This window comes from Sphingopyxis indica, assembly GCF_032879645.1.
Classification (GTDB): domain Bacteria; phylum Pseudomonadota; class Alphaproteobacteria; order Sphingomonadales; family Sphingomonadaceae; genus Sphingopyxis; species Sphingopyxis indica.
This window is the reverse complement of record NZ_CP076395.1, coordinates 14,484-33,692: the sequence shown is the minus strand read 5'-3', so window position 1 is coordinate 33,692 and position 19,209 is coordinate 14,484. Positions and strand designations below refer to the sequence as shown.

Annotated in this window: 17 protein-coding genes and 2 pseudogenes; 17 read left to right on the top strand and 2 right to left on the bottom strand. The window is 63.8% G+C overall.

Going from position 1 to position 19,209, the window contains the following annotated elements; all coding sequences use genetic code 11:
* The first annotated feature begins 106 nt into the window (after positions 1–106).
* Genes ileS through KNJ79_RS20550 form a run of 3 tightly spaced genes read left to right on the top strand, consistent with a single transcriptional unit; the run spans position 107 to position 4,160 of the window.
* Positions 107–3,178 (top strand): isoleucine--tRNA ligase, encoded by a 3,072-nt coding sequence (ileS, locus tag KNJ79_RS20560; protein ID WP_317154105.1) that lies wholly within the window; start codon positions 107–109, stop codon positions 3,176–3,178.
* Positions 3,175–3,714, top strand: coding sequence for a signal peptidase II (lspA, locus tag KNJ79_RS20555; RefSeq protein WP_317154104.1), 540 nt, complete (start codon positions 3,175–3,177; stop codon positions 3,712–3,714). The genes ileS and lspA overlap by 4 nt, the downstream gene beginning before the upstream one ends.
* A 26-nt stretch (positions 3,715–3,740) precedes the next feature.
* Positions 3,741–4,160, top strand: coding sequence for a DUF3035 domain-containing protein (locus KNJ79_RS20550; RefSeq protein ID WP_317154103.1), 420 nt, complete (start codon positions 3,741–3,743; stop codon positions 4,158–4,160).
* A gap of 270 nt (positions 4,161–4,430) precedes the next feature.
* Here the strand turns inward: KNJ79_RS20550 and KNJ79_RS20545 are convergent.
* Positions 4,431–5,345: pseudogene (locus KNJ79_RS20545) on the bottom strand (TonB-dependent receptor domain-containing protein); the annotation flags it as partial.
* 62 nt (positions 5,346–5,407) lie between these two features.
* On the opposite strand from KNJ79_RS20545, the gene KNJ79_RS20540 reads away from it, so the two are divergent.
* From KNJ79_RS20540 to KNJ79_RS20490, 11 genes and pseudogenes are all read left to right on the top strand, one after another.
* On the top strand, positions 5,408–6,172 hold the full coding sequence (locus KNJ79_RS20540) for an IS6-like element IS6100 family transposase (protein ID WP_001389365.1): 765 nt from the start codon (positions 5,408–5,410) through the stop codon (positions 6,170–6,172).
* Positions 6,173–6,221: 49 nt separating this feature from the next.
* Positions 6,222–6,416: pseudogene (locus tag KNJ79_RS20535) on the top strand (TrbC/VirB2 family protein); the annotation flags it as partial.
* Complete coding sequence (locus KNJ79_RS20530; RefSeq protein ID WP_009450537.1) at positions 6,416–6,697, top strand: VirB3 family type IV secretion system protein; 282 nt, start codon at positions 6,416–6,418, stop codon at positions 6,695–6,697. The pseudogene KNJ79_RS20535 and the gene KNJ79_RS20530, both read left to right, overlap by 1 nt.
* Positions 6,698–6,707: 10 nt before the next feature.
* Positions 6,708–9,215: a conjugal transfer protein TrbE gene (gene trbE, locus KNJ79_RS20525; RefSeq protein ID WP_317154090.1), complete on the top strand. Its 2,508-nt coding sequence runs from the start codon at positions 6,708–6,710 to the stop codon at positions 9,213–9,215.
* A complete protein-coding gene (trbJ, locus tag KNJ79_RS20520; protein WP_009450535.1) occupies positions 9,212–9,994 on the top strand; it encodes a P-type conjugative transfer protein TrbJ in 783 nt (260 codons plus the stop codon). The genes trbE and trbJ overlap by 4 nt, the downstream gene beginning before the upstream one ends.
* A 20-nt stretch (positions 9,995–10,014) precedes the next feature.
* On the top strand, positions 10,015–10,302 hold the full coding sequence (gene trbK-alt, locus KNJ79_RS20515; RefSeq protein WP_317154091.1) for a putative entry exclusion protein TrbK-alt: 288 nt from the start codon (positions 10,015–10,017) through the stop codon (positions 10,300–10,302).
* A 3-nt stretch (positions 10,303–10,305) separates the two neighbouring features.
* Positions 10,306–11,670 (top strand): P-type conjugative transfer protein TrbL, encoded by a 1,365-nt coding sequence (trbL, locus tag KNJ79_RS20510; RefSeq protein WP_317154092.1) that lies wholly within the window; start codon positions 10,306–10,308, stop codon positions 11,668–11,670.
* Positions 11,667–12,356 carry a conjugal transfer protein TrbF gene (gene trbF, locus KNJ79_RS20505; RefSeq protein WP_020818572.1) on the top strand — a complete coding sequence of 230 codons (690 nt, stop codon included), beginning with the start codon at positions 11,667–11,669 and terminating at the stop codon, positions 12,354–12,356. The genes trbL and trbF overlap by 4 nt, the downstream gene beginning before the upstream one ends.
* Entirely contained in the window at positions 12,353–13,366 is a 1,014-nt protein-coding gene (gene trbG / locus KNJ79_RS20500) for a P-type conjugative transfer protein TrbG (protein ID WP_317154093.1), read from the top strand. Before trbF ends, trbG begins: the two co-directional genes overlap by 4 nt.
* Positions 13,363–14,496 (top strand): TrbI/VirB10 family protein, encoded by a 1,134-nt coding sequence (locus tag KNJ79_RS20495; protein WP_317154094.1) that lies wholly within the window; start codon positions 13,363–13,365, stop codon positions 14,494–14,496. The genes trbG and KNJ79_RS20495 overlap by 4 nt, the downstream gene beginning before the upstream one ends.
* Before the next feature lie 2 nt (positions 14,497–14,498).
* A complete protein-coding gene (locus KNJ79_RS20490) occupies positions 14,499–14,720 on the top strand; it encodes a DUF2274 domain-containing protein (protein ID WP_317154095.1) in 222 nt (73 codons plus the stop codon).
* Here the strand turns inward: KNJ79_RS20490 and KNJ79_RS20485 are convergent.
* Complete coding sequence (locus tag KNJ79_RS20485) at positions 14,715–15,344, bottom strand: TetR/AcrR family transcriptional regulator (protein ID WP_317154096.1); 630 nt, start codon at positions 15,342–15,344, stop codon at positions 14,715–14,717. The two genes, KNJ79_RS20490 and KNJ79_RS20485, sit on opposite strands and share 6 nt — an antisense overlap.
* A 207-nt stretch (positions 15,345–15,551) precedes the next feature.
* Here KNJ79_RS20485 and KNJ79_RS20480 point away from each other — a divergent pair, with 207 nt between their 5' ends.
* The 3 genes from KNJ79_RS20480 to istB all read left to right on the top strand — a co-directional run bounded on the left by KNJ79_RS20480 (position 15,552) and on the right by istB (position 19,010).
* Entirely contained in the window at positions 15,552–16,523 is a 972-nt protein-coding gene (locus KNJ79_RS20480) for a LysR family transcriptional regulator (protein WP_317154097.1), read from the top strand.
* 257 nt (positions 16,524–16,780) lie between these two features.
* The gene (istA, locus tag KNJ79_RS20475; RefSeq protein WP_317152380.1) at positions 16,781–18,295 is read left to right on the top strand and encodes an IS21 family transposase; all 1,515 of its coding nucleotides are present in this window, start codon (positions 16,781–16,783) and stop codon (positions 18,293–18,295) included.
* Positions 18,282–19,010 carry an IS21-like element helper ATPase IstB gene (istB, locus tag KNJ79_RS20470; protein WP_317153878.1) on the top strand — a complete coding sequence of 243 codons (729 nt, stop codon included), beginning with the start codon at positions 18,282–18,284 and terminating at the stop codon, positions 19,008–19,010. Before istA ends, istB begins: the two co-directional genes overlap by 14 nt.
* Positions 19,011–19,209 lie beyond the last annotated feature (199 nt).

Below are 19,209 nucleotides of genomic sequence, written 5' to 3'. Positions count from 1 at the left end.
CGCGTGAACCAAAATTTCCGTGCCTCTGCGCCTTTGCGCGAATCTTTTGGAACCTGCTGCTCGCGCTTCTTTGCGCCGCAGCAAAACTGCGCTAAGCGCGCGCACCATGACCGACACGCCCGTTCCCGCCGAAACCCGCGACTATCGCGACACCGTCTTCCTGCCCAAGACCGACTTTCCGATGAAGGCCGGCCTGCCGCAGAAGGAGCCGGCGATTCTCGCCAAATGGCTCGAGCAGGACCTCGAGGGGCAGATTCGCGCGTCGCGCCAGGACCGCGCGCAGTTCATCCTCCACGACGGCCCGCCCTATGCCAATGGCGACATGCACATCGGCCATGCGCTCAACCATATCCTGAAAGACATGGTCGTTCGCACCCAGACGCTGAAGGGCAAGGACGCGCCCTATGTGCCGGGCTGGGATTGCCACGGCCTGCCGATCGAGTGGAAGGTCGAGGAGCAGTATCGCAAGAAAAAGCTCAACAAGGACGAGGTTCCCGTCGAGGAATTCCGCGCCGAATGCCGCGCCTATGCGCAGCATTGGGTCGATGTCCAGCGCGAGCAGCTGAAGCGCCTCGGCATCGGCGGCGACTGGGATCATCCCTATCTGACGATGGATTATGACGCCGAAGCGACGATCGTCCGCGAGTTGATGAAGTTCGCGGAGTCGGGCCAGCTCTACCGCGGCGCCAAGCCGGTGATGTGGTCGCCGGTCGAAAAGACCGCCCTCGCCGAGGCCGAGGTCGAATATGAGGATATCGTCTCGACGCAGATCGACGTCGCGTTCGAGATTGTGGAGAGCCCGATCGCGGAGCTGGTCGGCGCTTATGCGGTGATCTGGACGACGACGCCGTGGACGATCCCGGTCAACCAGGCCTTGGCCTATGGGCCGGAGGTTGAGTATTATCTCGTCAAAGCAGATGATGACCGAGACTATCTGGTAGCCTTCGAGCTGGTTGAAAGCTTCTTGCAGCGGACTGGATTGTCGTTTCGCGCAACTGGTGACGCGCCTGCACTGAACGACCCTGTGGCACAGCTGAATTACGCCAGCCGCCTCTGCTTCAAAGGCGCCGACCTCGCCGGCACCATCGCGCGCCACCCGATCTATAATTATCTTCGTCATCCCCGCGAAAGCGGGGATCCAGAGCGTGCGTCGGCCAACCCCACGCTGGATTCCCGCTTTCGCGGGAATGACAAGGATTGGGAACGCGCGCTGGACTTCTTCGCCCGCCCCCGCCCCTTCCTGCCCGGCGATTTCGTCACCACCGACAGCGGCACGGGGCTCGTCCATATGGCGCCCGACCATGGCGAGGATGATTTCGAGCTGTGCAAGCAGTATGACATCCACCCCGTTTTCGCGGTCGAGGGCGACGGCAAATATCGCGAAGACTGGGCGTGGCTCGGCGGCCTTGGCAGCGTCATCAATCCCAAGTTCAACGCCCCCGACGGCCCGATATGCACCGATCTGCGCGAAGCGGGCGCGCTGCTCGCGGCCAGCGCCGATTACACGCACAGCTATCCGCACAGCTGGCGCTCGAAGGCGAAGGTGATCTTTCGCTGCACCCCGCAATGGTTCGTGCCGATGGACAAGGTCATCGACCGCGACATCCCGCGCTGTGCCGACGAAGCAAACATCCGCGCCGCGCAAGGCGACGGCGAGACGCTGCGCGAGCTCGCGATGCAGGCGATCGCCGACACGCGCTTCGTCCCTGCCAAGGGCCGCAACCGCATCGGCAGCATGGTCGAAACGCGCCCCGACTGGGTGCTCTCGCGCCAGCGCGCATGGGGCGTGCCGATCACTTTGTTCGTGAACCGCAAGACCGGCCAGTATCTGATCGACGGGCAAGTCAACGACCGCATCGTCGCCGCGGTAAAGCAAGGCGGCGTCGATGCGTGGAGCGACGCGCGCGCGCAGGACTATCTGGGCGATGCCTATGACGCCGCCGATTATGAGCGCGTCACCGACATCCTCGACGTGTGGTTCGATTCGGGCTGCACCCACGCCTTCGTGCTCGAAAGCGGCAAATGGCCCGCGCTCGTCCGCCGCGACGGGGGGGCGCACAGCGCCGACCTCTATCTCGAAGGGTCGGACCAGCATCGCGGCTGGTTCCAGTCGTCGCTGCTCGAAAGCTGCGGCACGCGCGGCCGCGCGCCGTACAAGGCGGTGCTGACCCACGGCTTCACCATGGATGCCAAGGGCATGAAGATGTCGAAGTCGCTCGGCAACACGATCAGCCCGATCGACCTGATGCGCGACTATGGCGCCGACATTCTGCGGCTGTGGGCGCTGTCGGTCGACTTCACCGAGGACCACCGCATCGGCAAGGAAATCCTCGCCGGGGTCGCCGACCAGTATCGCAAGCTGCGCAACACCTTCCGCTACCTGCTCGGCGCGCTCGAAGGTTTCACCGAGGACGAGCGTGTCGCCGATGTCGCGGCGATGCCCGAGCTCGAGCGTTATATGCTGGCGCTGCTCGCCGACCTCGACGCAAAGCTCGCGCGCGCGGTCGACGATTTCGACTTCAACGCCTATACGCGCGCGCTTGCGGACTTCTGTAATGAGGATCTGTCGGCCTTTTACTTCGATATCCGCAAGGACCGGCTCTATTGCGACGTCAATCCGGCGAGCGGATACCAGACGGCGGAGCGCGCCGCCTATCGCACCGTGCTCGATATCCTCTTCCATGCGCTCGTGCGCTACGCGGCGCCGGTGCTGGTGTTCACCGCGGAGGAAGTGTGGGGCACGCGCTATCCCGGCGGCGGCAGTGTGCATCTGCTCGAGTGGCCCACGCTTCCCGATATTCGTCATCCCCGCGAAAGCGGGAATCCAGAGCGTGCGTCGGCTGACGCCAATATGGATTCCCGCTTTCGCGGGAATGACGAGTTTAAGGAAAAATGGGCAGGGATTCGCGACACGCGCGCGCTCGTCACCGAACGCATCGAACCGCTGCGCCGCGAGAAGGTCATCCGTTCGAGCCTCGAAGCCGAAGTGTGGTTGCCGAACGATCGCGGCGATGTGGATTTCGAGGAGATTTTCATCACCTCAACTGTCCATCGCGGCGACTGGGACGTGAAGCGCACCGCCAACCACAAATGCGGCCGCTGCTGGCGCCATCTGCCCGAGGTCGCCGAGGACGGCGCCTTGTGCAATCGCTGCGAGACGGTATTGGACGCGACATGACCGCCACCCGTTCCCCGCACCTGCGCTTCGGCCTGCTGCTCGCGGCGGCCGCCTTCCTGCTCGACCAGGCGACCAAATGGGTCGTCACCGTGCCGCTGTCGCTCGAAACCCAGCCCGGCGGGCTCATTGAACTGCTGCCGATCTTCAACCTGCAATGGGCGGAGAACACCGGCATCTCGCTGTCGATGTTCTCCGATGGGGGCGAAACGGTGCGCTGGATCCTCGTCGCGGTCACCGCGATCGTCGCGGCCGCGGTCGCCTTCTGGATGACGCGCGAGCGGGCGAAGGGCGACGTGATCGCGCTCGCGCTGATCCTCGGCGGCGCGATCGGCAATATCCTCGACCGCATCCGTTTCGGCTATGTCGTCGATTTCGCCGACCTGCATTTCGGGACATTCCGCCCCTTCCTCATCTTCAACGTCGCCGACGCGTGCATCACGATCGGGGTGCTTTTGCTGGTTGCGCGCGCGCTGCTCTTGCGCGAAAAGGCCCCTTCGGCGGCCGAACGTTCGACGGACGGGGCCGCCACCGACTAACGGGGCGTATCAGGAGAGATTTTTCAGTGAACCGGACCACCCTCATCCTCGCCAGCGCCCTGACCGCGACGACCCTGTCGGCGTGCGGATCGAACAGCCTGTTCAGCCGCGACCGGCCCGACGAATTCGCGGTGACGCGCCAGGCGCCGCTCGTCGTGCCGCCCGATTTCGCGCTCGTCCCGCCCGCGCCCGGCGCCGCGCGCAGCGGCGGAGAGACCGCAGCCGAGCAGACGCTGCGCGCGCTGTTCGGCGGCGCCGCGCCGCGCAGCCCGAGCGAAACCGAAATACTCGACGAAGCCGACAGCGCGCGCGCCGATCCCGGCATCCGCAGCGAGGTCGGCAGCGAAGAGACGCAGGTCGTCGACAAGGGCCTCGTCACCCGCGACATCCTCGCCGCCCCCGAAGGCGACGGCCGCGACGCGAGCGCTTCAATCCCCGGCGCCTGATCCGCGCGCCTCCACTCCCGATCATTTGCGAGCCTGAAGCCGGTTGCCGGCTTTGGGGTGGGGAGCGGCCATTCACTCTCTTTCGTCATCCCGGACCTGATCCGGGATCCATGGTAGCGCCGAAATCATGGACCCCGGATCAAGTCCGGGGTGACGATGTTTGATAGGTCCGCTCCCGCCCGAACCCGGCCGCTCCTCAGCCGGCACGTCACAAAAAACCGCCCGCCTGCACAAAGGCAGGCGGGCGGCCGATAAGCTGGTGCGGCAGCGTCAGAATTTGCCGCGCAGCGTCACGCCATAGGTGCGCGGTTCGGCGAGGAACTGCGAGAAGATCTGGCGTCCGCCCGGATATTGCGGGTCGGTGAAGGGTGCGCCCGCGCCCCCCGCCTGGAAGGGCGAGTTGAACGCGACCTGCGCATATTGCTTGTTGAACAGATTCTGCGCCCACAGCTCGACCGCCCAGCCCTCGTCGGGACCGCGCACGCCGACGCGCGCGTTGACCAGCGCATAGCCGTCCTGTTCCTTCTGCGGGAACAGGTCCGACCCGGTGTTGTAATCGCTCGTCATGCGGCCGTCGATGTAGACGAGGCCGGTCAGCCCGCTGCTGCCGATCGGCGGCGTCCAGGTGATGCTGCCGGTCGCGACCAGCTCGGGCGCGTTCGACAGATTGTCGCCGGGCAGCTTGCGCAGCGCCTGGTCGAGCGGATCGCCATTCTTGTTGCCGACCAGCTCGTCGCGGAACTTGGTGTTCGAATAGGTCAGCCCCGCCGCCATGCGGAAGAAGGGCGCCGGAACCAGCGAAGCCTCGAGCTCGAAGCCTTCGGCGCGCACGCCCCAGCCCACATCGTCGGCCGCGCACGCGCCCGTCGCATTGCTGGTATCGGTGTCGGCGTCGGGGCCGCCATCGAGTTCGCCGCTGCAACCGTTGATCGTCTGGACGATGAACACGCTGCCGTTGAAGGTGTTGAGCTGGAAGTTCTTGAAATCCGACCGGAAGAAGGTCAGGCCGAGGCTGAGCGGGCCGGTCGAATATTTGGCGCCGATTTCATAGCTGTTGACCAGCTCCGGATCGAACTGAAGGTTGCCGACGAGCGACTGCGCACCGCCCGACAGTGCAAAGGGCACGATCGGCGACTTGAGCGCCGAACGGTCGAGGTTGAAGCCGCCCGCCTTATACCCGCGCGCGGGCTCTGTTGCAAAAATCGTGAAGCTTGAGCATGCTTGGCGGAGATTGGACGGACGGAACGATGACGGATTTCAAGTGGCGCCATTTCCAGGGTGATGTGATCCTGTGGGCGGTGCGCTGGTATTGTCGCTATCCGATCAGCTATCGCGACCTTGAGGAAATGCTGGCGGAACGCGGCATTTCGGTCGACCATACGACGATCTATCGCTGGGTCCAGTGCTACGCCCCGGAGATGGAGAAGCGGCTGCGCTGGTTCTGGCGGCGTGGCTTTGATCCGAGCTGGCGCCTGGATGAAACCTACGTCAAGGTGCGGGGCAAGTGGACCTACCTGTACCGGGCAGTCGACAAGCGGGGCGACACGATCGATTTCTACCTGTCGCCGACCCGCAGCGCCAAGGCAGCGAAGCGGTTCCTGGGCAAGGCCCTGCGAGGCCTGAAGCACTGGGAAAAGCCTGCCACGCTCAATACCGACAAAGCGCCGAGCTATGGTGCAGCGATCACCGAATTGAAGCGCGAAGGAAAGCTGGACCGGGAGACGGCCCACCGGCAGGTGAAGTATCTCAATAACGTGATCGAGGCCGATCACGGAAAGCTCAAGATACTGATCAAGCCGGTGCGCGGTTTCAAATCGATCCCCACGGCCTATGCCACGATCAAGGGATTCGAAGTCATGCGAGCCCTGCGCAAAGGACAGGCTCGCCCCTGGTGCCTGCAGCCCGGCATCAGGGGCGAGGTGCGCCTTGTGGAGAGAGCTTTTGGCATTGGGCCCTCGGCGCTGACGGAGGCCATGGGCATGCTCAACCACCATTTCGCAGCAGCCGCCTGATCGGCGCAGAGCGACAGCCTACCTCTGACTGCCGCCAATCTTTGCAACAGAGCCGATCGAGGGGCCGGTCGCCAAGATCATCGCCGTCATCGTCATCATTGCCACCGGCCTGGCGCTCGCCTTCGGCGACACGTCGGGCGGCTTCCGCCGGCTGATCCAGATCGTCTTCGGCCTCAGCATCGCGTTTGCGGCGTCGAGCTTCTTCCTGTCGTTCTTCTCGTTCGGCGGCGGGGCGCTCATCTGATGGCGGGCGGGTTTGAACAGCTCGATGCGGTGCCGGGCTTCTCCATCCCGGTTCACCGGGCGCTGACCGAGCATATCCTGCTCGGCGGCGCACCGCGTTCGATTGCCATCGTCAACGGCACGCTGGCCGGCGCCGTCGGCCTCGGCCTCCGTCTCTGGCTGGTTGGCATCGCCATCTGGGCAGTCGGTCATTTCCTCGCGGTATGGGCTGCCAAACGCGATCCGCTCTTCGTCGAGGTCGGGCGTAGGCATCTGCGCATCCCCGGTCATCTGTCGGTGTGAGGGCGCGGCCATGATGAACCTCACCGAATATCGCCGTACCGCCACCCGCCTCGCGGATTTCTTGCCCTGGGCCGCGCTGGTTGGCTCGGGCGTCGTACTGAACAAGGACGGCAGTTTCCAGAGGACTGCGAAGTTTCGCGGGCCGGATCTGGATTCCGCTGTCGCCGCCGAACTGGTCGCGGTCGTCGGACGCATCAACAACGCCGTGCGCCGCCTCGGCTCCGGCTGGTCGATCTTTGTTGAGGCACAACGAAGCGAAGCCGCGACCTATCCCGACAGTCAATTTCCTGATCCGGCCTCCGCTCTGGTCGATGCCGAGCGCAAAGCTGCCTTCGAGGAAGCGGGCACGCATTTCGTGTCAGGCTATTTCCTGACCTTCCTCTGGCTACCACCCGCCGAAGATGCGGCCCGCGCCGAGACCTGGCTCTATGAGGGCCGTGAGCAATCTGGCGTCAATCCATGGGAGCTGATGCGCGGCTTCATTGACCGCACCGACCGGGTGCTGGCGCTGCTCGACGGCTTCATGCCGGAATGCCGCTGGATCGATGATGCCGGCACGCTGACCTATCTCCATTCCACGATATCCACGAACCGCCATCGCGTGCGCGTGCCCGAGGTGCCGATGCACCTCGACGCGCTGCTGGCCGATCAGCCGCTGACCGGCGGGCTGGAGCCGCGCTTGGGCTTGTCGCATCTGCGCATCCTGACGATCACAGGCTTCCCGACCGCGACGACGCCCGGCCTGCTTGACGAGATGAACCGGCTGGCTTTTCCCTATCGCTGGTCCACCCGCGCCATCCTGATGGACAAGACCGACGCAACGAAGTTGCTGACCAAGATCCGTCGCCAGTGGTTCGCCAAGCGCAAGAGCATCGCCGCGATCCTGAAGGAGGTGATGACCAACGAGCAATCGGTGCTTGTGGACACCGATGCGTCGAACAAGGCGCTCGATGCCGACATGGCCTTGCAGGAACTTGGGGCCGACATGGCAGGCATGGCCTATGTCACGGCCACCGTCACCGTATGGGATGCCGATCCGCGCATCGCCGACGAGAAGCTGCGGCTGGTCGAAAAGATCATTCAGGGCCGCGATTTCACGGCCATGCCGGAAACCGTCAATGCCGTCGATGCCTGGCTCGGCTCGATCCCCGGACATGCCTATGCCAATGTCCGGCAGCCGCCGGTCTCGACGCTTAACCTTGCCCACATGATCCCGCTATCGGCCGTGTGGGCGGGGCCGGAACGGAACGAACATCTCGGAGCGCCCCCCTTGCTGTACGGCAAGACCGAGGGTTCGACGCCGTTCCGGCTTTCCCTTCATGTCGGCGATGTCGGCCATACGCTTGTCGTCGGCCCGACTGGCGCGGGCAAGTCTGTGCTGCTGGCGCTGATGGCCCTGCAATTTCGCCGCTATGAACGCAGCCAGATCTTCGCTTTCGATTTCGGCGGCTCGATCAGGGCATCTGCGCTCGCCATGGGCGGCGACTGGCACGATCTGGGCGGTGGGTTGACCGAAGGGGACGAGGCGTCCGTTTCCCTGCAACCGCTGGCGCGGATCGATGATGCCTATGAACGGTCATGGGCCGCTGACTGGATCGCCGCGATCCTGATGCGTGAAGGCATGACCATCACGCCGGAGGTGAAGGAGCACATCTGGACGGCGCTGACATCGCTGGCATCCGCCCCGGCGGGGGAACGGACCATCACCGGCCTTGCCGTGCTGCTGCAATCCAACGATCTGAAACAGGCATTGCGCCCTTACTGCATTGGCGGCGCCTATGGCCGGTTGCTCGACGCCGAGGCCGAACATCTCGGATCAGCCGATGTACAGGCCTTCGAGATCGAGGGGCTGGTCGGCACTGGGGCTGCGCCTGCCGTCCTGTCCTATCTGTTTCATCGGATCGGCGACCGGCTCGACGGGCGGCCAACGCTGCTGATCATCGATGAAGGCTGGCTGGCGCTCGATGATGAGGGGTTCGCCAATCAGCTCCGCGAATGGCTGAAGACGCTCAGGAAGAAGAACGCTTCCGTCATTTTCGCCACGCAGTCACTTTCAGACATCGATGGCAGCAATATCGCGCCTGCCATCATCGAAAGTTGCCCGACGCGGCTGCTGCTGCCGAACGAACGCGCCATCGAGCCGCAGATCACGGCAATCTACCGCCGCTTCGGCCTCAATGACCGGCAAATCGAGATCCTCGCGCGGGCCACGCCCAAGCGGGACTATTACTGCCAATCGCGGCGCGGCAATCGCCTGTTCGAGCTTGGCCTTTCCGAAGTCGGCCTCGCGCTCTGCGCCGCATCATCCAAATCCGATCAGACCCGTATCGCCGAACTCGTTGCCGAGCATGGGCAGGACGGTTTTCTCGCGGCCTGGCTGCGCGATCGCGGCGTCGAATGGGCCGTCGATCTGATCCCGAACCTTACCAATTCTGTCGAACGGACAGAGCCCGCTCGGTCGGTCGCGCCAGATCAAATCCATCCAGATGACAGCCAAGAAAAGGAGACCCTGCCATGATCCGTATCCCCGTTTCCCGATATGTCAGTGCATCCGTGCTGGCGCTGACGCTCGCCATGCCTGTTGCACTGTCGCCCATGCTGGCAAGCCCCGCTCACGCTTTTGGCTTCGGTCGCATCGTCTATGATCCGACCAACTATGCGCAGAACCTTCTGACCGCCGCCCGCACGCTGGAGCAGATCAACCACCAGATTACCTCGCTTCAGAATGAAGCGCAGATGCTCATCAATCAGGCTAAGAATCTCGCCAGTCTGCCATATTCCTCGCTTCAGACTTTGCAGCAGAACGTCCAGCGTACGCAGCAACTTCTGGCCCAGGCGCAGAACATTGCCTTCGACGTGCAGAACGTCGATCAGATGTTCCAACAGAAATACGGCAAGGTTTCGCTGTCCGCGACCGACGCCCAGCTCGTCGCCGATGCGCGGTCCCGCTGGCAAAATACTGTCGGCGGCTTGCAGGACGCCATGCGCGTGCAGGCTGGTGTCGTCGGAAATATCGACACCAACCGCGCCGAGATGTCCGCTCTGGTCGGGCAGAGCCAGAACGCGACCGGCGCGTTGCAGGCGACGCAGGCGGGTAATCAGCTTCTCGCGCTCCAGTCGCAGCAGCTTTCCGACCTGATCGCGCTGATGTCCGCCAATGGTCGCTCCGAAGCCCTGATCGAAGCCGAACGCGCCACCGCCGCCGAACAGGGCCGCATCCAGCGCGAGCGCTTTCTGACGCCGGGATCGGGCTATCAACCCGGCAATGCCCGGATGTTCGGCAACGGCAACAACTGACCGGACAGGAGGGGCGCGACATGGACGGCAAGATGCTGGCCCGGCTGGGCGCGATCATATTCGTGGCCATCGCCATCACCGCGACGGTGATCGAAATGACACGCCAGGACGAACCAGCACAGCCCCGTGCGGTGCCGGCGCTTCAGGCGCCTGCCGATCCGCTGCGCCAGAGCCTGCGCCACTGCCAGCAGTTAGGCGAGGCCGCCGTGAACGATCCCGGCTGCCTCGCCACCTGGGCCGAGAACCGCGACCGGTTCCTCGGCCGGACGCCGGTGCCCGCCGCTCCGCATCAGAACGGGGGACAGTGAACCATGGGCGGCACCGGCGTCATCGACAACTTTCTGGGTGTTTTCACCAGCTATATCGACAGCGGCTTCGGCCTGCTCGGTGGCGAGGTCGCCTTCATTGCCACCACGCTGATCGTCATCGACGTAACGCTCGCGGCACTGTTCTGGTCCTGGGGCGCCGATGACGACATCATTGCACGCCTCGTCAAGAAGACGCTCTTTGTCGGTGTCTTCGCATACCTGATCGGCAACTGGAACAATCTCGCCCAGATCATCTTCGACAGCTTCGCAGGTCTTGGCCTGAAAGGTTCGGGCACCAGCTTTTCCGCCGCCGATCTGCTGCGGCCCGGCAAGGTGGCGCAGACCGGCCTCGATGCCGGTCGCCCGCTGCTCGAATCCATCTCGGACATGATGGACTATTGGTCGTTCTTCGAGAACTTCATCCAGATCGCCTGCCTGATGTTCGCCTGGGCGCTGGTACTGCTCGCCTTCTTCATTCTCGCCGTGCAGCTCTTCGTCACGCTGATCGAGTTCAAGCTGACTACTCTGGCGGGCTTTGTCCTCATTCCCTTCGGCCTGTTCGGCAAGACCGCCTTCATGGCCGAGCGCGTTCTTGGCAATGTCGTCTCCTCCGGCATCAAGGTGCTGGTGCTCGCCGTCATCATCGGCATCGGCTCGACATTGTTCTCGCAGTTTACGGCCGGTTTCGGCGGCGTAACGCCGACCATCGACGACGCCATGGCGATCGTGCTGGCTGCACTTTCCCTTCTCGGCCTCGGCATCTTCGGTCCTGGCATCGCTTCCGGTCTGGTTTCTGGCGGCCCGCAGCTTGGCGCAGGTGCAGCAGTTGGAACCGGCCTTGCCGCTGGCGGCATGATGCTTGCCGGCGGCGCTGCCGCAGGCATGGCCGCGAAGGGAGGGGCAGCGGCGCTGTCGGGTGGAGCTGCGGCTGTCCGTGGCGGTGCTGCTGCCGCAGGTGCGGCGAGCGCCGCCTATAGTGTCGGATCGCTCGGCCAGTCAGGCGCTGCCGGTGTTGCCTCCGGTCTCGACGGTGTTGCCCGCGCGGCAGGCTCAGCCGCCGCATCGCCCCTGAAACGGACGGCATCGAAAGCAGCGGAAAGCGTCAAATCCAGCTTCTCCGATGGCGCGCGCGCCGGGCTCGGCGTCACCGGTGGATCGTCCTCGCAGGGAACCATTGGCGGTGCGAGCGTCGCCGGCGCTGCCGCACCCGCCTCCGCACCGGCGGGCGGCCCGCCTGCATGGGCGCAGCAGATGCACCGCCGCCAGGCGCTCAATCACGGCACGACCATGGCCGCCCATGCCGTCCGCTCCGGTGACAGCCACGGCGGCGGCTCTTCCGTCAACATTTCCGAAAGTGACCGCTCATGAACATCTTCAGACGTCCAGCGACCCATTACGGCAAATCGCCCGAACCCGAGACGCCTTACCAGAAAGCCGCACAAGTCTGGGACGAGCGTATCGGCTCGGCTCGCGTGCAGGCCAAGAACTGGCGCTATATGGCCTTCGGCTCGCTGATCCTCTCGGCGGGCTTCGCTGCCGCGCTCGTTCTGCAATCGGCGCGAGGGACCGTCGTGCCCTGGGTGGTGCAGGTCGATAATCTCGGCCAGGCCCAGACCGTCGCCGCAGCCACCGCCGATTACCGTCCGACCGATCCGCAGATCGCCTTCCATCTTGGCCGTTTCATCGAGCAGACGCGCTCGATCCCGGCGGACGCCATCATCGTGCGCCAGAACTGGCTGCGCGCCTATGAGTTCACCACGGATAGGGGAGCGGCCGCGCTCAACGACTATGCCCGCGCCAATGATCCGTTCACCCGTGTCGGCCGCCAGCAGATCGCAGTCGAGGTTTCTAGCGTCATCCGTGCCTCGAACGACAGCTTCCGGGTCGCCTGGACCGAGCGCCACTACGAGAACGGGCAGCTTTCCACGACCGAGCGCTGGACCGCGATCCTGACCATCGTGATCCAGACGCCGCGCGATGCCGAGCGTCTGCGCGCCAATCCGCTCGGCATCTACGTCAATGCAATTTCATGGTCGCGGGAGATGAGCCAATGACCATCGCGTCTTCCCGCAATTCCGCCTTGCCGGTTTTCCATAAATCCGCCTTCGCGGCTTTGTTGCTTTCGGCCACCATGCTCGCCGGCTGCGCCACCAACAAGACGCCGCAGTTCAGCTATGATGCCGATGTGCCGGCGTTGCCCGTCGTGCCGACCGCTGTCACTGATGACCGGCCTCGGCCGCTTCACACGCCGCCGGCCTGGACGGTTGCACGCGGCGGTACTGCTGCCGGAACACCGGCAGGCCGCGTCGAGAACGCCAATGCCGCCGCCCGCGTCGAGCCGCGCCGCGAGGGTTACTATAACGCCATCCAGATCTATCCCTGGTCGGAAGGCGCGCTCTATCAGGTCTATGCAGCACCAGGACAGATCACCAATATCGCGCTGGAGCCGGGCGAAAGCCTGACCGGCGCGGGACCGATCGCGGCGGGAGACACCGCCCGCTGGATCATTGGCGATACCGAGAGCGGGAGCGGTACGTCGCGCCGGGTCCATATTCTCGTCAAACCATCCCGATCCGACATCTCAACCAATCTCGTAGTCACGACCGATCGGCGCACCTACATGATCGAGCTGCGCGCCCGTGAGGCGCTCTACATGCCGTCCGTATCCTGGTCTTATCCGGCGCTGCCTGCCGCTCAGCGCCAGACCGTTCCGGCAGCACCCATCATCCCGGTCGAGGCGGCACGCAACTATCGTTACGGCCTGACCGGAGATACGCCGCCATGGCGGCCGATTTCCGTCTTCGATGATGGCCGCCGTGTCTACGTCGTTTTCCCGCGCGGCATCGTGCAGGGTGAGATGCCGCCGATTTTCGTCATCGGTTCCGAGGGCGAGACGCAGATCGTCAACTCCCGCATCCACCAGAACATCCTGATCGTCGATCGGCTGTTCGGAGCGGCTGAGTTGCGTCTTGGTAGCGGCAAGCAGCAGCAGACGGTCAGGATCGTTCGCATCGAGCAAAGGCAAGCTGCACAGCCCGCCAAAACCGGGGAGCAACCGTCATGAGCGAAGAGGCTACCACCAATCCAACGCCGATGCGTCTGCGTGCCGAGCCGCCGCGCGTCACGCGCCTGTCGCGCAAAATGCTGGCCGGTGTTGGCGCCGTCGCGCTCCTCGGCATCGGCGGGGCGCTGATCTATGCGCTCCAGACCCGCGACATGAGTGGAAACGGTGAAGAACTTTACTCCACAGAGAACCGCGCCACGGCAGATGGACTGGCGGGTCTGCCGAAGGATTATTCCGGGCCGGTCCTGGGGCCGGCATTGCCGGGCGATCTCGGTGGCCCGATCCTGGATGCCCAGAACCGGGGTCAGCCCGTCACGCCGCCCGCCATGGCGACGCCTGCCCGCGATCCTGCCGAAGAGCGCCGTCTGGCCGAAGAAGAAGCTGCGCGTCTCAGTACCGTGTTCTTCCAGTCCGGGCCAAGAGTGGCGACGACGCCTGGCTCCAATATGCCGGGCCTTGCTGGCCTTGACCTTGGTGGCCAGCCCGCAACACAGGACCGCCACACGGCATTTCTGAATGGGCCGGTGGAACGGCAGACCGTTGCCATGGATCGGATTATGGCGCCCGCATCGCCTTACATCCTTCAGGCAGGGGCAGTGATCCCGGCGGCGATGATTACCGGCATCCGCTCGGACCTTCCCGGCCAGATCACCGCGCAGGTCACGGAAAATGTCTATGACAGCCCGACCGGCAGCCTGCTCCTGATCCCGCAGGGAACGCGCATCATCGGTCAGTATGACGCCGGTGTGCAGTTCGGTCAGCGCCGCGTGCTGCTGGTCTGGAACCGCCTGATCCTGCCCAATGGCCGCTCCATCGTGCTGGAGCGCCAGCCCGGTGCGGACGCTTCCGGCTATGCCGGGTTGGAAGATGGCGTTGATTACCACTGGTGGGATCTGATGAAGGCGGCGGGGCTGTCCACGGTGCTCGGCATCGGCACGGAACTGGCGACCGACGACGAGGATCGTCTGATCCGCGCCATCCGCGACGGAGCGCAGGATACCATCAATCAGGCCGGGCAACAGATCGTCCAGCGCCAGTTGCAGGTCGCGCCGACCCTGACGATCCGGCCGGGTTATCCGGTCAGGGTCATTGTCACCCGAGACCTGGTCCTTGAACCCTATAGGAGTTGATCATGGCAAAGCTGAAACTGGGTCCGATCGTAGAGGACAAACCGGTGAAAGTCGCGGTGGAGCTGCCTGGGCCGCTGCACCGTGATCTTGTTGCCTATGCTGAAGTGCTGGCCCGCGAGACCGGGCAGCCCGCTGCCGATCCCGTCAGGCTGATCGTGCCGATGTTGGAACGGTTTATCGCCACGGATCGGGGCTTTGCCAGCGCTCGAAGAGATCGCTCATGAGGTGGCGCTCCTGTCAGGGCGGGTCGCTGCGATGATCTCCATGAGCGTGTCGATGGCCTCGCGCGCCGCGTCCCATTTAACGGACTGGTCCATTCCCCGATTCTGAAGGGTGAGGCTCACCGCGCCGTGTACCGTTGACCAGAACATGAAGCTGTAGCGGCTCAGATCCATGCCGGGCAAAACGCCTTGATCCTGAGAGCAGCGAAGTCCCGTCAGCAATAGATTTAGTATCTGTCTTCCAGCTTCGCCCGACCATGGATCCTCGCTGACTCCGAGCCGTGGCGGCGGTGTGAACATCAGCCGGTACAGGGTGGGGTTTTCCAGGGCAAAGCGGACATAGGCATAGCTGCCGTCACGCAAATAGCCGAATGGGTTGCCGCGCATCTGCTGGAAGACGGCCAGCTTTTCTCTGTAGAGCCGGTTGAAACCTTCTTCCCGAACGGCGCGCAGCAAGGCGCTCTTGTTGCGGAAATGGCCGTAAAGCGCTGGTGCTGTGCATCCGATGGCATGTGCGACCGCAGTCAGCGGTACGTCGAGGTCGCCACGTTCTGACAGCAGCCGGATCGTTTCGTCGATCGCACGACGAGCAATATCAAGTTCTTGCTCTTTCCGGGGACGGGCCATTCCGATGCCTGTTGCAACTTGTCGTGAAAACTAAACGACATTTACTTTTTTCGTTGACGGGCCGGAAGTCAAGAAGCAGCATTCGGTAACTGAACGTCGTTTAGTTTGAGGATGTGCGGAGAGCCGATGAACGCACACAGATCGATTTTCGCGTTGATGATGGCGGGGTGCCCGTCAGAAACCGAACGCTGTTTCGGATGATGCACCATGGCTGTGATCGGGAACAATCAGACCTCGCCTGATGATAGCCTCACAAAGGTCGTTGAGGGGAAACCCGGCACATCTGCGGTCCGGCTGAACCAGTTGCGATATTTTGTGGCCGCCGTCGATTATGGGAGTTTTCGCAAGGCTGCTGCCGCGCTTTCTGTGCAGGAATCGTCCATCAGCCGGCGAATTCGTGATCTCGAAGATGAACTCGGGGCGTCGCTTTTCATGCGTCATGCTGGCGGGGTGCGGTTGACCGTTGCCGGGCGGGAATTCCTGCGCAACGCTCGCCATGCTCTTCGCCAGATCGACATTGGGGTGACCAAGGTGGCGGCGGTTGGCCGGGCGGAGCAAGGGCTGATCAAGGTCGGGATATTTTCGTCCCTTGCGTCAGGATTTCTGTTCGATCTGTTGCGTGCCTTCGGCACGCGCCACCCGAACGTGCAGGTCGACCTTATTGACGGCAATCCGCCCGAGCACATCGCGGCTGTCAGGAAACTTTGCCTGGACGTCGCATTCATCACGGGAACCGCGGCATGGGATGGCTGTGAGGCGGAGCATTTATGGTGCGAGAAGGTTTTCGTGGTGCTGCCCGATAACCACCCTTTGGCGGGCAAGCCGGAACTTGGATGGGGCGATTTGGTCTCCGAGCGGTTCATTGTGAGTGACGTTGCGCCGGGTCAGGAGATCCACGACTATTTGGTTGCTCACCTTGCCGGTCTCGGCCGCCACCTCGATATTCAGTCTCAGCAGGTCGGCCGCGACAATATCCTATCGCTGGTCGCTCTCGGTCGCGGCCTCACTCTGACGAGCGAAGCAACGACCGTCGCCCAGTTTCCAGGGATCACCTACCGGGAACTTGCGGATGAGGTGCTGCCGTTCAGCATGGTCTGGTCCGCGCAAAACGACAATCCGGCGTCTCGGCGGTTGTTGAGCCTGGCACGATCGCTGACAGGGCTGGCCCGGCGAAAATAGGGTTTGACGGTACTGTACGATCACGCCGTAGTATTGGCTGCAATCGATATCGACCGTGTCGGTATCGAAGATGTCGTGGCCCTGCCCACGTCCAGGCTGACCGACTTCGATAGCGCTTTTGCCTCGCCGTGTTTGTGCACGGTGAGGATCAGCGTGCAATAGGCACCCCCTTCGTGGGGTGATCGGCGTGCAAAAAGGACCCCTTCATCCCGGGGATTTAGTCGGCCGACTGGTTTTGATCAGTTGGCGAGAACGGGATGTTGATCGTGGAGACAGTGGTTCGGATTCGGCGTGAGCATGCAGCGGGGAAGGCGATCAAGGCGATCGCGCGCGACCTTCGTTTGTCGCGGAAGGTAGTCCGCAAGGCGATCCGGTCGCCGGAGGCGGCGTTCAACTATCAGCGCAAAGTCCAGCCGCTGCCGCGGATCGGTCCTTATCAGGATCGTCTCGATGCGCTGCTTGAGGAGAACGAAGGTCGCGGCCGCCGCGATCGGCTACGGATGACGCGTATCCATGACCTGCTGGTGCGCGAGGGGTTCGATGGATCCTATGATGCGGTGCGCCGCTATGCGGCGCGCTGGCGTGCTGCGCGGCGGAAGGATGCTGGCGAAGGCGCACCGGCGTTCATCCCGATGACCTTCCAGCCGGGTGAGGCCTACCAGTTCGACTGGAGCCACGAGGATGTGGAGATCGCCGGCAAGCCGATGCGGGTGAAGGTGGCGCATATGCGTCTCTGCGACTCGCGCGCACCTTATGTCCGGGCTTATCCGCGCGAGGGCCAGGAGATGCTGTTCGATGCCCATGCCCGGGCGTTCGCTTTCTTCGGGGGTGTGCCGCGACGCGGTATCTACGATAATATGAAGACGGCGGTGACGGCCGTGTTCACCGGCAAGGAACGTGTGTTCAACCGCCGCTTCCTGATCATGACCGATCATTACATGGTCGAGCCGACCGCCTGCTCGCCGGCGGCGGGATGGGAGAAGGGCCAGGTCGAGCAGCAGGTCCAGACGATCCGAGGCCGCTTCTTCCAGCCGCGGCTCCGGTTCGCCAGCTTGGCTGAGCTCAACGGGTGGCTCGAGGCCGAGTGCCGGCGCTGGGCCGAGCATCATGCCCATCCCGAACGCGGGGATATCACCGTCGCCGAGGCGCTGGATATGGAGCGACCGGCCTTGCAGCCGATCCTGGCACCGTTCGACGGCTTCCATGAGAGCGAGCATGCGGTCACCGGCACCTGCCTCATCAGCTTCGATCGCAACCGCTACTCGGTCATGTCGACGGCCGCACGCCGGACCGTTCAGGTGCGCTCCTATGCCGATCGCATCGTCATACGCTGCGGCGATGCGCTCGTCGGGGAGCATGAGCGCCACTTCGGTCGGAACCGCACGATATACGATCCCTGGCATTATCTGCCGGTCCTCGCGCACAAGCCCGGCGCGCTGCGTAACGGCGCACCGTTCCAGGACTGGGATCTGCCGCCCGCCCTGCACCGATTACGGCGAAGGCTGGGCACCGGGGACGAGGCCGATCGCAGGTTCGTGCGGGTCCTCTCGGCGGTGCTCACCGATGGCCTGGAGCCGGTAGAGGCTGCCGTGCGCGAAGCGCTGGCGAGTGGAACGGCCAGCGACGAGCTGATCCTCAACATCCTCTCCCGGCGCCGCGAGCCGGCGACACCCCACAGCATCGTCACTTCGGAAGACCGGATGCTGCGGCATCCTCCGCTCGCCGACTGTGCCCGCTATGATCTGCTGCGAGGCTATGATGCAGCGGCATGATATGATCGACACGATGCGCGGCCTCGGACTCAAGGGCATGGCGGCGGCGTTCGACGAGGCGGTCACCACCGGCCTCCAGCGCAAGCGCACCACCATGGAGATACTGACCGATCTGCTCCGCGCCGAGGCGACCCACCGGGATGCAGCCTCCATCCGCTATCGGATGACGGCTGCGAGGCTGCCCGTGGTGAAGGACCTGGAGCGGTTCAGCTTCGAGGGCACGCCGATCAATGAGGAGATGATCCGGTCCCTTCATGACGGCTCCTTCCTCCCGCCTCGCCGCAATATCGTGCTGGTCGGCGGCACGGGGACAGGCAAGACCCACCTCGCCATCGCGATCACCGCCAATGTCGTGCGAAGTGGCGCTCGCGCCCGCTACTTCAACACCGTCGATCTGGTGACACGCCTCGAAGAGGAGACCCGGATCGGCAAGGGCGGGACCTTGGCGGCGCAGCTGTCGCGGCTCGACCTGATCGTGCTCGACGAGCTCGGTTATCTGCCGTTCGCCCGCTCGGGAGGGCAGTTGCTGTTCCACCTCATCAGCAAGCTTTATGAGCGGACCAGCGTCATCATCACCACGAACCTCGCCTTCGGCGAATGGCCGACCGTGTTCGGCGATCCCAAGATGACCACGGCGCTGCTCGACCGCGTCACCCACCACTGCGATATCGTCGAGACGGGCAACGACAGCTGGCGCTTCAAAAACCGCAGCTGACAGCCACCTTCGGCGCCTTCAAAAATCTATCTTGCGCTGCGCGCGCCTCCGGTCGGGCTACGCCCGCCCTCCGCCGCACGCAGCGCAAGGCCATCTTCAACAAACCAGCATCATATTATCCGAAAAGGGGGTCCCTCTTCGACGCCGATCGGGGGTCCCTTTTGAACGCCGTTTGACATGCACGGTGACACGGTGCGCA